Here is a 17,538-nt window from a genome sequence, read left to right as displayed (position 1 = left end):
ATGACTGCACATTTTACGGACATTTCCGTCAACGCGCGCTATGACGAGCTTCCCGGGCTGATGGCCAGCATCGCTGACTTGGCAGCCGGCCTGGGCGTTTCCACCGACGATTCGCTGCGCCTGCAACTGGTCATCGAAGAGCTGTTCACCAACACCATCGCCCACGGCCATCAGGGTGATGGTGAGCACAAGATTAACCTCGCCCTTGGCCGCAACGACGGCATCCTGACCCTGCGTTACGAAGACGATGCGCCGCCTTTCGACAATTCTCAAATTGGGCAAAATTTCCGGTTGACCGTGGAAGTCGGCGGCCAGGGTCTCGGGTTGATCCACGGCATGTGCAAGGCCATCCGCTACCAGCGGCTGGGCCAGCGCAACATCACCGAAATCGAGTTTTAGGCGCCGTTGCGCAAGGCCAGCAAGGGCGGCGTGGCGAGCAACTGGCGAACCGCCAACCAGCCGATAAGCACCGCCAGAAAGCCACCGCCAACAGTCGATAGCGCCGGCAACCAGAGACCGAACGACAAATCCAGCTGAAACGCCTGCTGGCCGACAATGCGCCCGAGCAGCATGGCGCCGATGGCCGCCATCAGTCCGGCGACGCTGCCGATGACGCCCAGCTCAACCAGCATGGCCTGGCGCAATTGCGCCCGTTGGGCACCGAGCGAGCGCATCACGGCCAGTTCATAGCGCCGCTCGTCGAAGCTGGTCAGCAAGGCCGAATACAAAACAATGCCACCGGCCAGCAAGGCGAACACGAAAACGAACTGCACGGCGCCGGCCACCTGGCCAATGACAGCCTGCAACTGGCGCAGAATGGCACCGACATCGATCATGGTCAGCCCGGGAAAACGCCGGACCAATTCGGAAGCAGCATCGGCCCGCTCGGCCGGCAAATGGAAGCTGGTGATGTAACTGGCCGGCGCGTCTTCGATGACGCCGGGCGGCGTCAGGACGAAGAAATTGACGCGCATCGAATCCCAGGAAAGTTTGCGCAGGTTGCTCGTCTTCACGCTTTTTTCTACGCCGGCGACCATGAACACCAGCTCGTCACCGAGTGCGATGCCCAGCGTCTTGGCCAGCCCTTCCTCGACCGAGGCCAGCCCCTGTCCGCTGTCTTCCGGCGCGAACCAGCGGCCGGCCGTAACCCGGTTGCCGGCCGGCAGATCGCTGCGCCACGACAAGTTGAATTCGCGTTCGATCAGACGCTGGGCGCGTTCATCCTCCGGGAAGCTGGCCGGGCTGACTTCCTTGCCGGCAATCCTGACCAGGCGGCCACGAATCATCGGCAGCAGTTCAGCCTCGATGCCGCTGGCGCGCAGCATGTCGGCCACCGGCTGGCGCTGGTCGGGCTGGATATTGATGACGAAACGATTGGGCGCATCGGCCGGCACCGACTGTTGCCAGGCATCGAGCAACTCGGCCCGAATCACCGTCAGCAAGAGCATCGCCATCAAGCCGATGGCCAGCGCGACAATTTGTACCGCGCTCGACGACGCGTGCCGGGTCAGGCTGGCCAGCCCCTGACGCCAGCCAAAACCTGCCCCGCCACGCAGGCGGGCGATGGCGGCGATGATCAGCCGGGCGATGGCCCAGAAGCTGCCAAGGGCGACGACGAAGCCACCGACGGCATAGGCGCCGAGCCGGACATCGCCGGCCACCCAGATGATCAGCCCGGCAAGCAGGACGAGACCAAGCGCGTAGCCACCGAGCGATGAAGCCTGCGGCGGCCCAAGTTCGCGACGCATGACGCGCAGGGTCGGCACGCTGGCCAGCTGCATGAGCGGCGGAAATGCGAATCCGAAGAGCAGCACGCCGGCAACGCCCAGTCCACCGACCAGAGGCAACCAGCCCGGGGCCGGCAAGTCGAGCACGAGCAAGGCGGACAGCCAGTGAATCAGCACGAAATGCGCGGCAAAACCGACGATGCTGCCAACAACAGCTGCGAGCAAGGCCAGCCAGAGAAACAGCCAGCCATGCAGGCGAAGCAGCCCACCCTGGGTCATGCCCAGACAGCGCATGACGGCACAGGCATCGAGATGGCGTTGCATGTAGCGCCGCGCCGCCATCGCCGCGGCAACGGCGGCCAATACCACGGTCAACACCGTTGAAAGGCCCAAAAACCGCTCGGCTCTATCCAGCGCGCCGCGGATTTCCGGCCGGGCATTGCGCGTGTCTTCAAGTCGTTCGCCCCGTTCCAGGCGCTGCATCAGCCAGGCCTGATAGCCGGCGATGGCCTTTGCCTCGCCGGCCGTCAGCAGGCTGTAGCGGATGCGCGCGCCGGGCTGGATCAGGCCGGTCGCCGGCAGGTCGTCGACATGCATCATGAGCCGTGGTGCCAAGCTGAAGAAATTAACGCCGCGATCCGGCTCGCGGGTCAGGATGGCGGCGACCTTCAAGCTTTGGGCGCCGACCGTCACCGATCCACCGGGTGCAACCTGCAGGGCCGCCGACAGTCGTTCGTCCAGCCAGACCGTGCCCGGTGCCGGGCCACCTTCAGCGGGTGCGCCAGCCTGATCTTCCTTTGTGCTGATTTCAACCCTACCGCGTAACGGGTAGCCCGGGCTGACGGCCTTGATATCGGCCAGTTGGGCCTGCTCGGGGCCGATGACCATGCTCGGGAAAATCAGCGTTTCGGCCAGCTTGAGTCCGCGCCGGCGGGCTTCGGCGGCATAGGCTGCAGGCAGGGTGTGATCGGCTATGAGGATGAGGTCGCCACCCATCATCTGCTGCGCCTCGCGTTCAAACGCCAGGCGTACCCGGTCGGCAAAGAAGCCAACGGCGGTAACGGCAGCAACCGCGATGACCAGCGCCGCGAAAAGCAGGCGCAGTTCGCCGGAGCGTAATTCGCGGCCGAGGGTGCGCCAGGCGAGTCCGGCGATCACTGGGGAACCGACCAGCGGGCGCGGAACTCCGCCGGCGCCACGGCCTTTCCATGTAGATGGCCCTGCAGTTGTTCGCAGCCGAGCGCGGCCAGGAAATCGGATTGCTCGACCGTCTCGACGCCTTCGGCGACCACCTCGAAATCGAGGCTGCGCGCCAGCTCCATGACCGTCCTGATGATCGCCTCGTCGCCCGAGTTCTTGCCGATGCCGTCGATGAAGGATTTGTCGATTTTCAATTGCTGGACCGGCAGCATTTTCAGATAGCTCAGCGACGAATAGCCCGTCCCGAAATCGTCGAGTGACAGGCTGATGCCGAGATCGCGCAGGCGTTCGAGCAGGTCGAAGGCATCGCCGACGGCCATGACCACCGATTCTGTCAGTTCAAGCTTGAGACTGGTGGCATCCATCCCGGTTTCGTCGAGGATGGTGCTGAGCACTTCAATGAACTCGGGGCGTTCGAGTTGCTTGACGGACAGATTGACCGAAACCTGCGGCAATTCGAAGCCGCTCGTGCGCCATTGCATGACCAGGCGACAGGTTTCGCGCAGAACCCAGTTGCCGAGGCCGACGATCAGGCCGGAATCCTCAGCCAGCGGGATGAAGCGCATCGGCATGACCAGACCAAGCTCCGGGCTATACCAGCGGACCAGCGCTTCGGCGCCGACCAGCCGGCCGCTCTTCGTTTCGATCTGTGGTTGCAGGTGTACCCTCAGTTCGCCGTTGTCGAGCGCCCGGCGCAGCAGGTTTTCCATGCGGATACGTTCCTGGGCGTCGCGCGTCATTTCCGGCGTATAAAAATGAAAATTGCCGCGCCCCAGCCCCTTGGCGCGATACATCGCCGTATCGGCATTGCGCATGAGATCGAGCACGCTGCTGCCGTCGCCGGGGGAAAGGCAGATACCGACCGACGCCGTCAGGAATAGCTCGTGGTCGTCCAGTTTGAACGGGAATTCGAAGGCGCCAATGATCTCGCGGGCGAGGATTTCAACATCGCCTTCGCTGCGCACGCCTTCCATGAGGCAGATGAACTCGTCGCCGCCAAGCCGGGCCAGCATGTCGATCAGGCGGACATGCTCGGACAGTCGCGCCGCGACCGAAACCAGCAATTCGTCGCCAACGCCATGACCGAGCGAATCATTGACCTGCTTGAACTGGTCGAGATCGATGAAGAGCACAGCCAGCCGCTCGCCGCGCCGGGCCGATTCGCGCAGGCTTTCTTCGAGCCGCTCGATGAAACTGCGGCGGTTGGACAGCCCGGTCAGCGGATCGTGGTAGGCGAGATAGTTGAGTTTGCTCTGCGCCTGCCGGCGCTCGACGATCTCGCCTTCGAGCTGGGTATTGGTTCGCTTGAGCTCGTCGGTGCGGGCCGCGACCTGGATTTCCAGCGTATCGCGGGCGGCCGCTATACGCCCTTCCTGATCCTCCAGGATGCCCTGGGCACGCCGGACAACGAGAAACTGCATGAAGTAGAGCGCAGCAAAAACGAGCGCCACGCCGCCGGTGACCAGCCACATGTTGCGATGCAACTGGGCAACGAAGGGGGTGACGTTCTGATACAGCTCAAAAACGCCCTCGATCGAATTGTCCTTGGCGCGAATGGGGATATGGCTGGACAGGATATCGACCTCGGACAACGTCCCGGCGAAGCTGCTCATGCTGTCGCGGTGCGCCAGTTCGCTGGCAATTGCTCCGCTGATTGCCGCGCGGAAGTCTGGGTTGTCGAGGCGGCTCTCGCCGATTTGCTGGGCATCGGTCGAAAACACCGTGCTGCCGAGGCGGTTGTAGATCTTGACCCGAACGACAGAGGTATCTCGCATCAGCTCAAGGACGCTGGCGTGAAGGCGACGAGCCTCTTCGGATTGCGTAAGAAATTTGACGTCCTGGCCGACCGAGTCGCTCATCAGCGTATCGAGGGAATTACGCAGTGAATTCTGGAAGACCTGCGCCATGGCAACGTTGCGCCCCTCGGCCAGATCCTGCATTTGCTGCAGCGAGAGCTTCTGGTAGAGCGGCCCAAGTACGCCGGCCGCCAGCACGATAAGAATGAAGCTGACCGTCGAGAAGTAGCGCGAAAGATTGAACATATAGGCCGAAAGGATTATCCGATCAGCTTATTCCATCTCGCGAATCCGCGCCACCGCCTCCTCGACGCGTTTGACAGAGATGACTTCCATGCCGGGAATCGCCTGCTTGGGCCGGTTCGCTTCGGGGATCAGCGCCCGGGTGAAACCGAGCTTGGCTGCTTCCTTCAAACGCTCCTGGCCACGCGGTGCCGGGCGGATTTCACCGGCCAGACCAACCTCACCAAACACTATAAGTTTCGATGGCAATGGTTTGTTTTTTAACGATGATGTTATCGACAACAACACCGCCAAATCGGCTGCCGGTTCAGTAATCTTGACGCCACCAACCGCATTGACGAAAACGTCCTGATCGAAGCAAACGATGCCGGCATGGCGGTGCAAAACCGCCAGCAACATGGCCAGCCGTTGCGGATCGAGGCCGACCGTCAGCCGCCGCGGGTTGCCGTGCGAGGTATCGACCAGCGCCTGGATTTCAACGAGCAGCGGCCGCGTGCCCTCCTGCGTCACCATCACGCAGGAGCCGGCGACGTCCTGCCCGTGCTGCGACAGGAATAGCGCCGACGGATTGCTGACTCCCTTGAGCCCGGTTTCCGTCATGGCAAAAACGCCAATCTCGTTGACCGCGCCGAAGCGGTTCTTGACCGCCCGGACGAGGCGGAAGCTCGAATGCGTGTCGCCTTCGAAATAGAGCACCGTATCGACGATGTGTTCGAGCACGCGCGGCCCGGCCAGAGCGCCCTCCTTCGTCACGTGGCCAACGAGGATGACTGTGATGCCGGCCTGCTTGGCCAGCCGGGTCAATTGTGCGGCGCATTCGCGGACCTGGGCAACCGAACCGGGAGCGCTGGAAAGCTGATCGGACCATAGCGTCTGGATCGAGTCGATGACCGCCACCACCGGCTTTTCGGCCTGCAGCGTAGCGAGGATGCGTTCGAGGTTGATTTCGGCCATCAGTTGCAGGCGCCGGGTATCGAGGCCAAGGCGGCGGGCGCGCAGGGCCACCTGTTCGCCGGATTCCTCGCCACTGACGTAGAGCACCTTGTTGTCGCGCGAGAGGTGGGCCAGCGCCTGCAGGAGCAGCGTGCTCTTGCCGATGCCGGGGTCGCCGCCGATCAGCACGACAGCGCCATTGACCAGCCCGCCACCGAGCGCCCGGTCGAATTCGCCGACGCCGGTGGCGATGCGCTCGACTTCGCGCGCCTCGATTTCTGACAGGTTCTGCAATTTGGCCGTGGGCGCCAGCGATTCGAAGCGGCTGTTGGTTGGCGCCTTTTCGGCGGCGGTTTCGACCAGCGTGTTCCAGTCGTTGCAACCCGGGCACTGGCCTTGCCACTTCGGGCTGGTCGCACCGCATTCAGTGCAACTGTAGATCGTTTTGATTTTGGCCATTATTTCCGGTTGACCGCAGGATTCTCGTCCAGGCTGACCGGGACGCGGGGCGCCAGGGCGCAGAACAGTTCGTATGCGATGGTGCCGGCGGCAGTAGCGACTTCATCGGCCGGCACGCTGCCGGCAATGCCTTCGCCCCACAAGGTCACCGGGGCGCCGATGCCGGCTTCGGGAATATCGCTGAGGTCGCAGGCCAGCATGTCCATCGACACCCGGCCGACCGTTTTCGTGCGCTTGCCCATGACGGCAATCGGCGTGCCGTTCGGCGCGTGGCGCGGATAACCGTCGGCATAGCCGCAGGCCACGACGCCGATGCGCATCGGCCGGTCGGCGGTAAAGATGCCGCCGTAACCGACACGGTCGCCGGCCACCAGATCCTGCACGCCGATGATGGTGCTCTCCAGTGTCATCGCTGGCTGCAAACCGAACGAACCGGCGCTGACCCCGTCAAACGGGCTGGCGCCGTAGAGCATGATGCCCGGCCGCACCCAGTCGCCGTGCGTTGTCGGGTGGCTCAGGATGGCCGCCGAGTTGGCGAGGCAGACCGGGCCAGACCAGTCGCCGGCCATTCGGTGAAAGCGCTCAAGCTGTTCACTGACGCCACGCTCGCCATCGGCTTCGGCGAAATGGGTCATCAGCGTGACTTCAATCTGCGGCAGTTGCTGCAGGATTACCCAGGCCTTGCTCAGCGTTTCCGGCGTAAAGCCTAGGCGGTTCATGCCGGTATTGAGTTTCAGATAGAGCGAGACGGGTGCCGTAAACTGGCCATTCCGGACGAGCAATTCGAGTTGTTCGAGGCAATGGACGACGCAGGTCAGCCGATGTTCGATGACAGCCCGCACATCGCGCGCGCTGAACACACCTTCGAGCAACAGGATGGGCTGGGTGACACCGGCTTCGCGCAGGGCGACGGCGTTTTCGCATTCGAGCAGGGCAAAACCGTCGGCTTCGCCGCGTAGCGCTTCGACGGCGCGCCATTGACCATGCCCGTAGGCATTGGCCTTGACGACAGCCCAGGCTTTGGCTTGCAGGGCATGGCTTTTGGCCAGCCGGTAGTTGTGGAGGATCGCCGCCGGTGCGATGCGCGCACGAATGGGACGCGAGGTTTTCATGAAGCCATTTCTTTCAGTTTTACTCGAGTGAATTCAATAAAAGTGCCAGTCAGCCGCGACTGGAAGCGATCTTTCTGGAAAACCAGATAGAGGCTGCGTTTGAGCGGCGGATCAAGCGGGATGGCGACCAGTTCGCCGAGCTGGATTTCTTTGGCGACCACAGCCTTCGGCACGATGGCGAAACCGAGGCCGGTCGATGCGACGCCTTTCAGCGATTCCGGACTGCCCAGTTCCATCTGCGTCTTGAGGCTGCCTGGCGGCACCTTGTGGGCGAGGAAATAGGCATCGGTGATTTCCCGCGTCCCCGAGCCCGGTTCACGCGAGATGTATTCATATTCGGCGAGCGCTTTCGGCGTTACCGACGTCATGCCGGCCAGCGGGTAGTCGGGCGCGCAGATGACCTGCAATTCGTCTTCGCAGCAAATCTGGCTGGTCAGGCCGGCGAGCTTGGCCGGCACCTCGATCAGCCCGACATCGAGGGTGTGTTCGGCCACCCGGCTCTCGATGCTTTCGGAGTTGGCGACAATGAGCCGCGCCCGTACTTGCGGGTAGGCCGCATTGAATTCGCCGAGGACGCGCGGCAGCATGAACTCGGCGATGGTCGTGCTGGCGCCGACAAGCAGCGGGCCGCGCATTTCGCCGGTCATTTCGGACAGCCGCGTCTCCATTTCATCGGACAGCGCGAGGATTCTATCGGCGTAGGAGAGCACCATCTCGCCAGCCGGCGTCAGCGAAATGCCGCCGTGCCGCCGCTCGAACAGACGCGTGCCGTACTGCTCTTCCAGTTGCTTGATCTGGAAGGTGACGGCCGGCTGCGTCATGAACAAGGCGTCGGCCGCCCGCGTAAAGCTCAGATGTTTTGCGACGGCATGAAAGACCTGCAAGCGCCGGTCAGCCATGATTTCTCTCCTGGAGGGGTGCGGCCGATATTCAATCACATTCCGCCGCGCTTCCGGCGGCCAAATCAATTATTGGGCAAAATTTCCGGTTGACCGTGACAGCCGCAAATCAAGGCAGCGCATGCGACAATGACCGTCTGTCATCAAGCCTTAACCGGCGCTACCTAGGCTTGAATGATTTGACCGGGGCTGGCGCAACGATGCATAACGGCGACGATCGCGCAAGCCTTGCGCCGAATTCTCAGCGTGGTATAAACCTCGCCCAAAGTCATATAAGAGACAAATATTTCGTGCCGTTCGGCTTCTACATCATCATGGCCGCGCAATTTTTTTCCGCGCTGGCCGACAACGCCCTGCTGATTGCCGCCATCGCCGCGCTGCGTGAGATGCAGGCGCCGTCGGAATACGAACCCCTCCTCAAGACCTTCTTCACTGTTTCCTACGTCGTGCTCGCCGCCTTCGTCGGCGCCTTCGCCGACTCGATGCCCAAGGGCCGGGTCATGCTGATCAGCAACGGCATCAAGATCATCGGCTGCAGCATGATGTTCTTCGGCGCCCATCCACTGCTCGCCTATGCCGTCGTCGGCCTTGGCGCCGCCGCCTACTCGCCGGCCAAGTACGGCATCCTGACCGAATACCTGCCGCACCGCCTGCTCGTCGTCGCCAACGGCTGGATCGAAGGCCTGACGGTCGGCGCCATCATCCTCGGCGTCGTCATCGGCGGCACGCTGATCCGCCCGGAAATCGCCCAGCACCTGCTCGCCTTCGATTTCCCGATCATCAACACCGGCGTCGACAGCATCGGCGAAATGGCGCTGTCGGTGGTTGCCGTGCTCTACATTCTCGCCGCCGTGTTCAATCTCTACATCCCCGACACCGGTGTCGACCACAAGGCGCTCAAAAAGAACCCGATCTTCCTGATCCACGAATTCAATCACTGCCTGTCGCTGCTCTGGCGCGACCGTCTCGGCCAGATTTCGCTGGCCGTCACCACGTTGTTCTGGGGCGCTGGCGCAACGCTGCAATTCATCGTCATTAAATGGTCGGAAACCGCCCTCGGCCTCGGTCTGTCCAAAGCCTCGATGCTGCAGGGCGTGGTTGCTGTCGGTGTCGCCATTGGTGCCATCGCCGCCGCCAAGTTCATCACGCTGCGCAAATCGGTTCGCGTCATCCCGCTCGGCATCGCCATGGGCCTCATCGTGCTGATCATGAACTTCGTTCATGAAATATGGCTGGCCGTGCCGCTGCTCATCCTGATCGGTGGCCTGTCCGGCTTCTTCGTCGTGCCGATGAACGCCCTGCTCCAGCACCGCGGCCACATCCTGATGGGCGCCGGCCACTCGATCGCCGTGCAGAACTTCAACGAAAACATCTCGATCCTGATCATGACCGGGCTGTACTACCTGATGGTCAAGATGGATCTGTCGATCTACTGGGTGGTCACCCTGTTCGGGCTATTTGTCAGCGGCCTGATGTACGTCATCCGGCTGCGCCATCTCGCCAACCAGGCGCAACAGGACGATGTCCAGCATCTGGACGACTCGGCCCACCATTAAGTTCCGCCGTTCCCACGGTTAACCGGGAAAAACAGTCAAAAATGAAATCTGCTTCGAGCGCCTAAAACGGCAGTTCGGGCGCCGCCGCTTCGCGCAGCAAGCGGCGAGCGAAGAGCAGGTCTTCCCAGGCCTTCGCCTTGTCCGGCAAATTGCGTAACAGATAGGCCGGGTGGTAGCTCACCACCAGCGGAATCCCCGCGTACTCGTAACGCTTGCCGCGCAGCGAGGCCAGCGACTTGTCGTCGTGCAGCACGGCATGGACGGCCGCCTTACCGAGCAGCACAATGATCTTCGGCTTGAGGAGCGCGATCTGCCGTTCCAGATACGGCCAGCAGGCGGCCATTTCGGCCGCTTCCGGCGTCCGGTTGCCGGGAGGCCGGCATTTGACCGCGTTGGCGATATACACCCGGTTGCCGCGCGCGATATCGAGCGAGGCCAGCATGGCGTCGAGCAGCTTGCCGGCCTGGCCGACGAACGGTTCGCCCTTGACGTCCTCCTCGGCCCCCGGCCCTTCGCCGATGAACAGCCAGTCCGGATTGAGATCGCCGACACCGAGCACGGCCTGTTTGCGTTGCTCACAAAGCGGGCAGGCGCGGCAGTCGGCTACCTGTTTGGCCAATTCCGGCCAGTTCAGCGTATCGACCGGCGTCATCGGGCGCCGCGCAACATCGGACGCCGGTCTGGCTACCGGGGCGGGTTCGGGCGCTACGGCAGGAGTCTGTACCGGTGCCGGGATTCGGGCTTCCGGTTCGGCCACGGCCTCCTCGCGCACCTCGACTGCCGGCGCGCCTGGCGCCGTATCGCGCAACACCCAGATCGGCGTAATGCCCATCTCGACCAGCATCTGCTCGCGGCTAAGACTCATGCCAATTCCTTGTCAAAAATCAGCGCATCCTCGCGCCCGATCACCGCCGGATAATAGCCTTTGCGCAGGCCGATCTGGCGAAATCCGAAGTGGCGATAAAGCTCGACGGCCCGCTCGTTGGAAGGCCGGACTTCGAGAAACAGTTTGCTCGCGCCCCCCAGTCGGGCGCACTCCATGGCATGGCGCAGCATCCGCGCGCCGTAGCCCTGCCCCTGGTAACGCTTGCAGATGCCGATGGTGAGCAGATGCGCTTCGTCAATGACGCGCATGACCACCGAAAAACCAATCAGCTCACCACCGACGCGCAGCACCCAGACGCTATAGCCGGCCGTCAACGAATCGGCGAAATTGCCGCGCGACCACGGAAAGGTTTGCAGGGTAGCTTCGAGCGCCGCCACCGCATCGAGGTCGCGCTCGTTCATCGGGAAAAACTCCGCCGGAATGCTCAAGGCGCTCAAGCCCGCCCGCCTTCGCTGAGTCGTTCGGCCACCGTCTTGGCGACCTTGTCGCGAATGTAAAGCGGCACGGCCAGCGCGGCATCGATGCTTTCGCCCCGGGTAACGCGCGGTGCCGCCAGTCGGGCTACGGCCGCAGCACTCGGCAAGATGTCAGCTTGCGTGGCAATACCGGCGGCGCTCAGGCGCTCAGCCAGAGCCGGGTAAGCAGCAATGGCATTGCCGCAGGCGACCCAGCCCGGCTCGGCGGGCAGGGCGACGGCATCCGGCGCCGAAACGCGAATATCGCCAAGCAGGCGATAAGCCCCGTCGATCAGTTGATAGCTTCCCGAATACACCTCGCCCATCCGCGCATCGAGCAGCGCCAGCACGCGCTCGGCGCCGGCCAGTGCCGCCATCGTTTCGAGACTGGTCACCGGGATCAGCGGCCGATTGGTCGCCACCGCCAGCCCCTGCGCCGCGCCACAAGCAACGCGTAAACCGGTAAAGGCGCCGGGGCCGACACCGAAGGCGATCGCATCGAGTTGCCCGACCTTCAGGCCAGCTTCGGCCAGCAGTTCGCGGACCAGCGGCAACAGAGTTTCGGAATGAGACTTGCCCGTCGGGCAGATGCGTTCGGCCACCACGCCATCGCGCCAAAGCGCGCAGGAGCCAAGTTCAGTTGAGGTTTCGAGAGCAAGGATCAGCATGGGCCGGCATTTTACCGGAGGCGCGGCCCACTCGGGACTCAATCTCGGCGCCAGCCTCGACCGTTACCACGCCGTTCGCGTTGCTCGCCCCAACCGCGTTGCTCACGCTCCTGCCAGGCGCGCTGCTCGCGCATTTCGTCGCGCAGACGGCGGCGGTCTTCCGGAGGCACATCGCGCCAGCGCGGTGCACCTTCCTCGCGGCGAATTTCCCGTTCCTGCTGCCAGTGTTCGCGCATCTGCTGGCGCAACTGGCGCCGCTCGTCCGGCGGCAGATCGCGCCAGTAGCCTTGCTGCGCCCAGACGCCACCAGCCGAGCCAAGGAGGCTCAGCAGCAACATGGAAAGGGCGAAAAGGCGTTTCATGGCAGGCGGCAGGACAGGAGTTTCAGATGTCACCATTGTCCATCTGCCGGCCCCGTACTAGCACTTCGAAATGTAAGAATATGTTTCCCGGCCCGCCCCGGTAAAAGCTTGTTACCATTTGCCGGGTTCCATTCACTGTCCGCCCTTATCCTTGCCAGCATGAACGAACAACAACACCAACATATCCTTGTCGTCGATGACGACGCCCGCCTGCGCGACCTGCTCACACGCTACCTCGGCGAGCAGGGCTTCGAGGTCAAGGCTGCCGCCGACGGCCAGCAGATGGACAAACTGCGTGCCCGCGACCATTTCCATCTGATCGTCCTCGACCTCATGATGCCCGGTGAAGATGGCCTGACCATCTGCCGCCGCCTGCGCGGCCAGGGAGACCGGACGCCGATCATCATGCTGACCGCCAAGGGCGACGAGATCGACCGCATCGTCGGCCTCGAAATGGGCGCCGACGACTACCTGCCCAAACCCTTCAACCCGCGCGAACTGCTCGCCCGCATTCACGCCGTTCTGCGCCGCCAGGGCAGCCGCCCGCCCGGTGCGCCTGAAGACGACCAGGAAAAGATCACCTTCGGCAACATCGAAGTCGATCTCGCCGCCCGCACGTTGACCCGCGGCGATGAACTGCAATCCCTGACCACCGGCGAATTCGCTGTCCTCAAGGTGCTGCTCCAGCATCCACGCCAGCCGCTGTCGCGCGACAAGCTGATGACCCTGGCCCGCGGCCGCGAACAAGGGCCCTTCGACCGCGCCATCGACGTCCAGGTGTCGCGCCTGCGCAAACTCATCGAAGCCGACCCGGCCCAGCCACGTTACCTGCAGACGGTGTGGGGTTTCGGCTACGTCTTCGTGCCGGACGGCGCCGCCAAGGAATAGTCCGGGTGCTGATGCCGCGCACGCTGCTGGCGCGCACCTTTCTGCTGCTGGCCATGCTGGTGCTGCTGACCACGGCGGGCTGGCTCAGCCTGTTTCGCTACATTGATGCCGAACCACGGGCACGGGAAACTGCCCAACTGGCGGCGTCTGCCGTCAACCTGATCCGCGCCTCGCTGTTTGCCGCGGCGCCGGACAAGCGTCTCGGTCTGTTCACCGAATTCTCGACGCGCGAAGGCATTCGTCTGCTGCCGGCCGAACCGGAAGACAAGATCGAGGCGATGCCCGATTCGCGCTTTTTCCGGCTCCTGCAGCGCGAGCTGACAAGTCGCCTGGGCGAGCACACGCGGATTGCCGCCAGCGTCGATGGCGTTTCCGGCTTCTGGGTCAGTTTCCGCCTCGACGATGCCGATGATGAAGAATACTGGCTGGTCCTGCCCCGCGACCGTGCCGCCCGCGACTTCGCCAGCCACTGGCTGGCCTGGGGTCTGCTCGCTGTAGTCCTGGCCCTGGCGGTCGCCTGGCTGATCGCCTCGCGCATCAGCCGGCCGCTCAAGGCCATGGCGAAATCGGCCGAGACGGTCGGTCGCGGCGAGAAGCCGGCGCCGCTGCCCGAGGATGGCGCCGAGGAACTGAGTCGGCTGGCCGTTGCCTTCAACACCATGGCAGCCGATCTCGAACGCCATGAAAAGGATAGATCGGAGGTGCTGGCCGGCATCTCGCACGACCTGCGCACCCCTCTGACCCGATTGCGTCTGGAGGCCGAAATGAGTGTCACCGACAGCGCCCGTCAGGCGGTGGTGGCCGACATCGAGCAGATGGAGGCGGTGATTTCCCAGTTTATGGATTACGCCCGGACGGAGTCCGGCGAGGCTGGGGTGGCGACCGATCTTGGCGCCCTGCTCTCCGACCTGGCCGAACGCCAGCGCTGTGTTGGCCACGAGCTGACCACGGCAATCCAAGCCCTGCCCGAAACGGTGCTGCGGCCGAAGGCGATCACTCGTGCCGTCACCAACCTGATCGACAACGCCGTCAAGTACGGTGGCGGCCAAATCACGCTGACTGCTGCTGCGGTCAACGGTGAAATTCAGGTAGAAATCAGCGATCGCGGCCCCGGCATTCCGCCAACCGAGATCGAGCGGCTGAAACGCCCCTTCACCCGGCTCGAGAGCGCCCGCACCGACACCACCGGCACCGGGCTCGGACTGGCCATCGTCGAGCGCATTGCCAGACTGCACGACGGACGGCTCGATCTGCTGCCCAACCCCGGCGGCGGCCTGCTCGTTCGCCTGGTCCTGCCGATCAGGCGCTGAAGCCTGCCGTCAACGGGAATTCGTCAATGATCTGGTAGGACGAGCCGAGCGCCGACAGCGTCGAGCGAACCAGCACGAAACGTTCGTTGCGCCAGGGGAAGGATTCAATCGATGGGAGCGGGCGGCGTTCGGACGGCGCAGTAGCCTCCGGTACGCGGCGGACCAGCGTAATGTGCGGGACGAAATCGCGACCCTCGCCGCCGACCCTGAATCCGGCCCGCGCCAGGGCCTTGCGCAACTGGCTGGAAAGCGCGTCGAGCGCGGGCGAAGGTAGCCTGCATCCAGCCCACAGCAAATGGTTGTGCGACCAGAAGCCGAGCTGGTCGACGTTGATGGCAAATGGCTCGCCGCCAACGCTGGCAGCGGCAATCGACAGATCAGGCAGACGCGCTTCCGGAACGTTGCCAAGGAATGCCAGCGTCAGGTGGATAGTCTCGCGGCGGGTGGCGCGGCCGCCGAACGACTGGGCACTGTCGTGGGCGATGTCGCCGAGGCGCTCGGCGACTTCCGGCGCTGGCCAGAGCGCGAAGAAAACTCTGGCCGTGGCCGGTTTGGCTTGCTTCTGGTTTCGGCGCTCAGCCGACACGTTCGACCAGCGCGATGGCCTGCGCTTCGATGGCTTCCTCTCGGCCGAGATAGCCGAGGCGCTCGTTGGTCTTGCCCTTGATATTGACGCAGTCGGCCTCAATGCCGAGGTCGGCGGCGACGTTGGCGACCATCGCGGCAGCGTGCGGGGCGAGCTTGGGTTGCTGGGCGATCAGCGTCGCATCGACATTGACCGGCCGCCAGCCGCGTTCGGCCAGCAGGGCGACGGCAGCACGGAGGAGGACGCGGCTGTCGGCACCCTTGTAGCGCGGATCGGTATCGGGAAAATGGCGGCCGATGTCGCCGAGCCCGACGGCGCCGAGCAGCGCGTCGGTGATGGCGTGGAGCAGTGCATCGGCATCGGAATGGCCGAGCAGCCCGGTCGTATGCGGGATTTCAACGCCGCCGAGAATCAGCTTGCGGCCCTCGACCAGCTGGTGCACATCGTAGCCTTGCCCGACGCGGAAATTCATTTGCGTGCCCTCAAGATCATCGCGGCCAAGGCGAGGTCGGCCGGATAGGTGACTTTCAGATTGGTCGCATCGCCGCGCACCAGCTTCGGCTGGAGGCCCATGGCCTCGATGGCGCCGGCTTCGTCGGTGACGGCCATTTCATTTTTGAGCGATTTTTCCAGTTGACCGTAGCGAAACATCTGCGGCGTCTGCGCCTGCCACAAACCGTCGCGCGGCTCGGTGGCGGCGACACGCTGTTCGGCATCGGCCCGCTTGATGGTGTCGGCGACCGGCACGGCGAGGATGCCGCCGACCGGATCGTCGGCCAGCTCGGCAAACAGCGCATCGAGCATGGCCGCCGACAGGCAGGGCCGCGCCGCGTCGTGCACGAGGATCCAGTCGTCGTCGGCCGCGACCATGGCCGCCGCGCGCAAGCCGTTGCTCACGCTTGCCGCCCGCGTCGCCCCGCCACAGCGTACGGTTTCGAGCTTGGGACCGAGTTCGCTCCAGTCGAAGCGCGGCCACCACGGGTCATCCGGAGCCAGCACGACCCACACCCGTTCGATGTCCGGACAAGCGGTCAAAGCCTTCAAGGTGTGGAAAATCAGCGGGCGACCGAGCAGGTCGAGGTACTGTTTGGGCTTCTCGCTACCGAAGCGGGAACCGCTGCCGGCAGCGGGAACGATTGCGTAATGGCGTGGCATGGCTTAATTTTACTTAAGAACCATCGCAAAAGAGGATTCGTATGACCTTCGTGGTCCCGGAACTGGCTGCCCCCGTCGAGGCTTTTGCCACCGCACTCGGCATCGGCCTGCTCATCGGCATGGAACGCGAACGGCGTCCGGACGCCTCGGCCGGCCTGCGCACCTTTGCTTTGGTAGCCATGCTCGGCTGCCTGTTTGCGCTGCTCGGCGAGAAAACCGGCGGTCCCTGGTTGCTGGTGACCGGGCTGCTCGTCATCTCGGGCAGCATGGTCGCCTCGAATTTTTCCGCCCAGCAGGAAGAACAGTATCGCGGCTTCACCTCCGAGGCGGCCATCATCATCACCTATGGCCTGGGCGCCGCCGTCTGGTTCGGCTACTCGACGCTGGCCGTCATGCTGGCCATCACGACCACCGTGCTGCTGTATTTCAAGGCCGAACTGCGCCAGTTCAGCGAACGGACGACGCCCAAGGACATCAACTCCATCCTGCAATTTGCCGTGCTCTCGCTGGTCATCCTGCCCATTTTGCCGAGCGAGGATTTCGGGCCGTACAACGCGATCAACCCGCGCCAGGTCTGGTACATGGTTGTGCTGATCTCCGGCCTCGCGCTCTCTGGCTACCTCGCCTTGCGCATCGTCGGCGCCCGCCATGGCGCGGCGCTGCTCGGCATTTTCGGTGGTCTGGCCTCGTCGACCGCAACCACCATGATGTTCTCCCGCCACGCCCGCGACCACGCCCACCTGACCCACATGTCGGCCATCGTCATCCTGATCGCCAACGTCATGGTGATGATCCGCCTGTGGCTGGTTGCCAGCGTCGTGGCGCCCGGCCTGGCGACGCCGATCGCCATCGTTTTCGCCTGCGGCATCGTGCCCGGCGTGGCAATGTCGCTGTATGGCTGGAAGGTGCTCAGCGACGCCGGCCCGCTGCCCATGCCGGAAGTCAAGAACCCGACCGAAATGCGCACGGCCATTTCCTTCGGCCTGTTATACGCCGTCGTGCTGCTCGCCTCGGCCTGGCTGCAAGACATTGCCGGGAGCAGCGGCCTGTACATCGTCGCCCTGGTGTCGGGCCTGACCGATGCCGACGCCAGCGTCCTGTCCACCTTGCGCATGTTCAACCTGGACAAGGTGGTCAGCGGCGATGCGGTCATTGCCGTCACCTTGGCGCTGCTTGCCAACCTGGTCTTCAAGATCGGGCTGGTTGTCAGCATTGGCGGTGGCAAGCTGGCCCGCCACGCCCTGCCCGGCCTGTTCGCCATCGGCGGCGGCATGGCGGCCGGGCTGATGATAATTTGAGGAGT

The 17,538-nt window shown here is 63.7% G+C and carries 17 protein-coding genes; 5 read left to right on the top strand and 12 right to left on the bottom strand.

Going from position 1 to position 17,538, the window contains the following annotated elements; genetic code table 11:
• A complete protein-coding gene (locus tag KI613_RS10375; RefSeq protein ID WP_226405513.1) occupies positions 1-399 on the top strand; it encodes an ATP-binding protein in 399 nt (132 codons plus the stop codon).
• Here the strand turns inward: KI613_RS10375 and KI613_RS10370 are convergent.
• The 5 genes from KI613_RS10370 to KI613_RS10350 are packed head-to-tail and all read right to left on the bottom strand — an operon-like array spanning position 396 to position 8,369.
• Positions 396-2,885: an ABC transporter permease gene (locus KI613_RS10370; RefSeq protein WP_226405511.1), complete on the bottom strand. Its 2,490-nt coding sequence runs from the start codon at positions 2,883-2,885 to the stop codon at positions 396-398. The genes KI613_RS10375 and KI613_RS10370 overlap by 4 nt on opposite strands.
• Entirely contained in the window at positions 2,882-4,969 is a 2,088-nt protein-coding gene (locus KI613_RS10365) for a putative bifunctional diguanylate cyclase/phosphodiesterase (RefSeq protein ID WP_226405509.1), read from the bottom strand. The genes KI613_RS10370 and KI613_RS10365 overlap by 4 nt, the downstream gene beginning before the upstream one ends.
• Positions 4,970-4,996: 27 nt before the next feature.
• Positions 4,997-6,358, bottom strand: a complete 1,362-nt coding sequence (gene radA / locus KI613_RS10360; RefSeq protein WP_226405507.1) for a DNA repair protein RadA — start codon at positions 6,356-6,358, stop codon at positions 4,997-4,999.
• Positions 6,358-7,470: an alanine racemase gene (gene alr, locus KI613_RS10355; protein ID WP_226405506.1), complete on the bottom strand. Its 1,113-nt coding sequence runs from the start codon at positions 7,468-7,470 to the stop codon at positions 6,358-6,360. Before alr ends, radA begins: the two co-directional genes overlap by 1 nt.
• Positions 7,467-8,369, bottom strand: coding sequence for a LysR family transcriptional regulator (locus KI613_RS10350; protein WP_226405504.1), 903 nt, complete (start codon positions 8,367-8,369; stop codon positions 7,467-7,469). The genes alr and KI613_RS10350 overlap by 4 nt, the downstream gene beginning before the upstream one ends.
• Before the next feature lie 290 nt (positions 8,370-8,659).
• Between KI613_RS10350 and lplT the strand changes: the two genes are divergently transcribed.
• Complete coding sequence (lplT, locus tag KI613_RS10345) at positions 8,660-9,925, top strand: lysophospholipid transporter LplT (RefSeq protein ID WP_226405502.1); 1,266 nt, start codon at positions 8,660-8,662, stop codon at positions 9,923-9,925.
• Between the two features lie 61 nt (positions 9,926-9,986).
• Here the strand turns inward: lplT and KI613_RS10340 are convergent, their stop codons facing one another.
• Genes KI613_RS10340 through KI613_RS10325 form a run of 4 tightly spaced genes read right to left on the bottom strand, consistent with a single transcriptional unit; the run spans position 9,987 to position 12,296 of the window.
• Positions 9,987-10,790: a uracil-DNA glycosylase gene (locus KI613_RS10340; RefSeq protein ID WP_226405500.1), complete on the bottom strand. Its 804-nt coding sequence runs from the start codon at positions 10,788-10,790 to the stop codon at positions 9,987-9,989.
• Positions 10,787-11,248, bottom strand: coding sequence for a ribosomal protein S18-alanine N-acetyltransferase (gene rimI / locus KI613_RS10335; protein ID WP_226405498.1), 462 nt, complete (start codon positions 11,246-11,248; stop codon positions 10,787-10,789). Before rimI ends, KI613_RS10340 begins: the two co-directional genes overlap by 4 nt.
• Entirely contained in the window at positions 11,245-11,934 is a 690-nt protein-coding gene (gene tsaB, locus KI613_RS10330; RefSeq protein WP_226405496.1) for a tRNA (adenosine(37)-N6)-threonylcarbamoyltransferase complex dimerization subunit type 1 TsaB, read from the bottom strand. The genes rimI and tsaB overlap by 4 nt, the downstream gene beginning before the upstream one ends.
• 38 nt (positions 11,935-11,972) lie before the next feature.
• Positions 11,973-12,296, bottom strand: coding sequence for a type 2 periplasmic-binding domain-containing protein (locus tag KI613_RS10325; RefSeq protein WP_226405494.1), 324 nt, complete (start codon positions 12,294-12,296; stop codon positions 11,973-11,975).
• A 159-nt stretch (positions 12,297-12,455) separates the two neighbouring features.
• On the opposite strand from KI613_RS10325, the gene ompR reads away from it, so the two are divergent.
• Together ompR and KI613_RS10315 are read left to right on the top strand one after the other, a co-directional pair.
• The gene (gene ompR, locus KI613_RS10320; protein ID WP_226405492.1) at positions 12,456-13,184 is read left to right on the top strand and encodes an osmolarity response regulator transcription factor OmpR; all 729 of its coding nucleotides are present in this window, start codon (positions 12,456-12,458) and stop codon (positions 13,182-13,184) included.
• 11 nt (positions 13,185-13,195) lie between these two features.
• On the top strand, positions 13,196-14,494 hold the full coding sequence (locus tag KI613_RS10315) for an ATP-binding protein (protein ID WP_226405490.1): 1,299 nt from the start codon (positions 13,196-13,198) through the stop codon (positions 14,492-14,494).
• Here the strand turns inward: KI613_RS10315 and thpR are convergent.
• The 3 genes from thpR to ispD are packed head-to-tail and all read right to left on the bottom strand — an operon-like array spanning position 14,484 to position 16,235.
• Positions 14,484-15,080: an RNA 2',3'-cyclic phosphodiesterase gene (gene thpR, locus KI613_RS10310; RefSeq protein ID WP_226405488.1), complete on the bottom strand. Its 597-nt coding sequence runs from the start codon at positions 15,078-15,080 to the stop codon at positions 14,484-14,486. The genes KI613_RS10315 and thpR overlap by 11 nt on opposite strands.
• Positions 15,070-15,552, bottom strand: coding sequence for a 2-C-methyl-D-erythritol 2,4-cyclodiphosphate synthase (gene ispF, locus KI613_RS10305; protein ID WP_226405486.1), 483 nt, complete (start codon positions 15,550-15,552; stop codon positions 15,070-15,072). Before ispF ends, thpR begins: the two co-directional genes overlap by 11 nt.
• The gene (gene ispD, locus KI613_RS10300) at positions 15,549-16,235 is read right to left on the bottom strand and encodes a 2-C-methyl-D-erythritol 4-phosphate cytidylyltransferase (RefSeq protein ID WP_226405485.1); all 687 of its coding nucleotides are present in this window, start codon (positions 16,233-16,235) and stop codon (positions 15,549-15,551) included. The genes ispF and ispD overlap by 4 nt, the downstream gene beginning before the upstream one ends.
• Before the next feature lie 41 nt (positions 16,236-16,276).
• On the opposite strand from ispD, the gene KI613_RS10295 reads away from it, so the two are divergent.
• The gene (locus KI613_RS10295) at positions 16,277-17,533 is read left to right on the top strand and encodes an MgtC/SapB family protein (RefSeq protein ID WP_226405484.1); all 1,257 of its coding nucleotides are present in this window, start codon (positions 16,277-16,279) and stop codon (positions 17,531-17,533) included.
• Positions 17,534-17,538: the final 5 nt, after the last annotated feature.

This window comes from Ferribacterium limneticum (assembly GCF_020510585.1).
GTDB lineage: Bacteria > Pseudomonadota > Gammaproteobacteria > Burkholderiales > Rhodocyclaceae > Azonexus.
The sequence above is the reverse complement of the archived record's forward strand: the minus strand, read 5'-3'. Positions and strand labels throughout refer to the sequence as shown.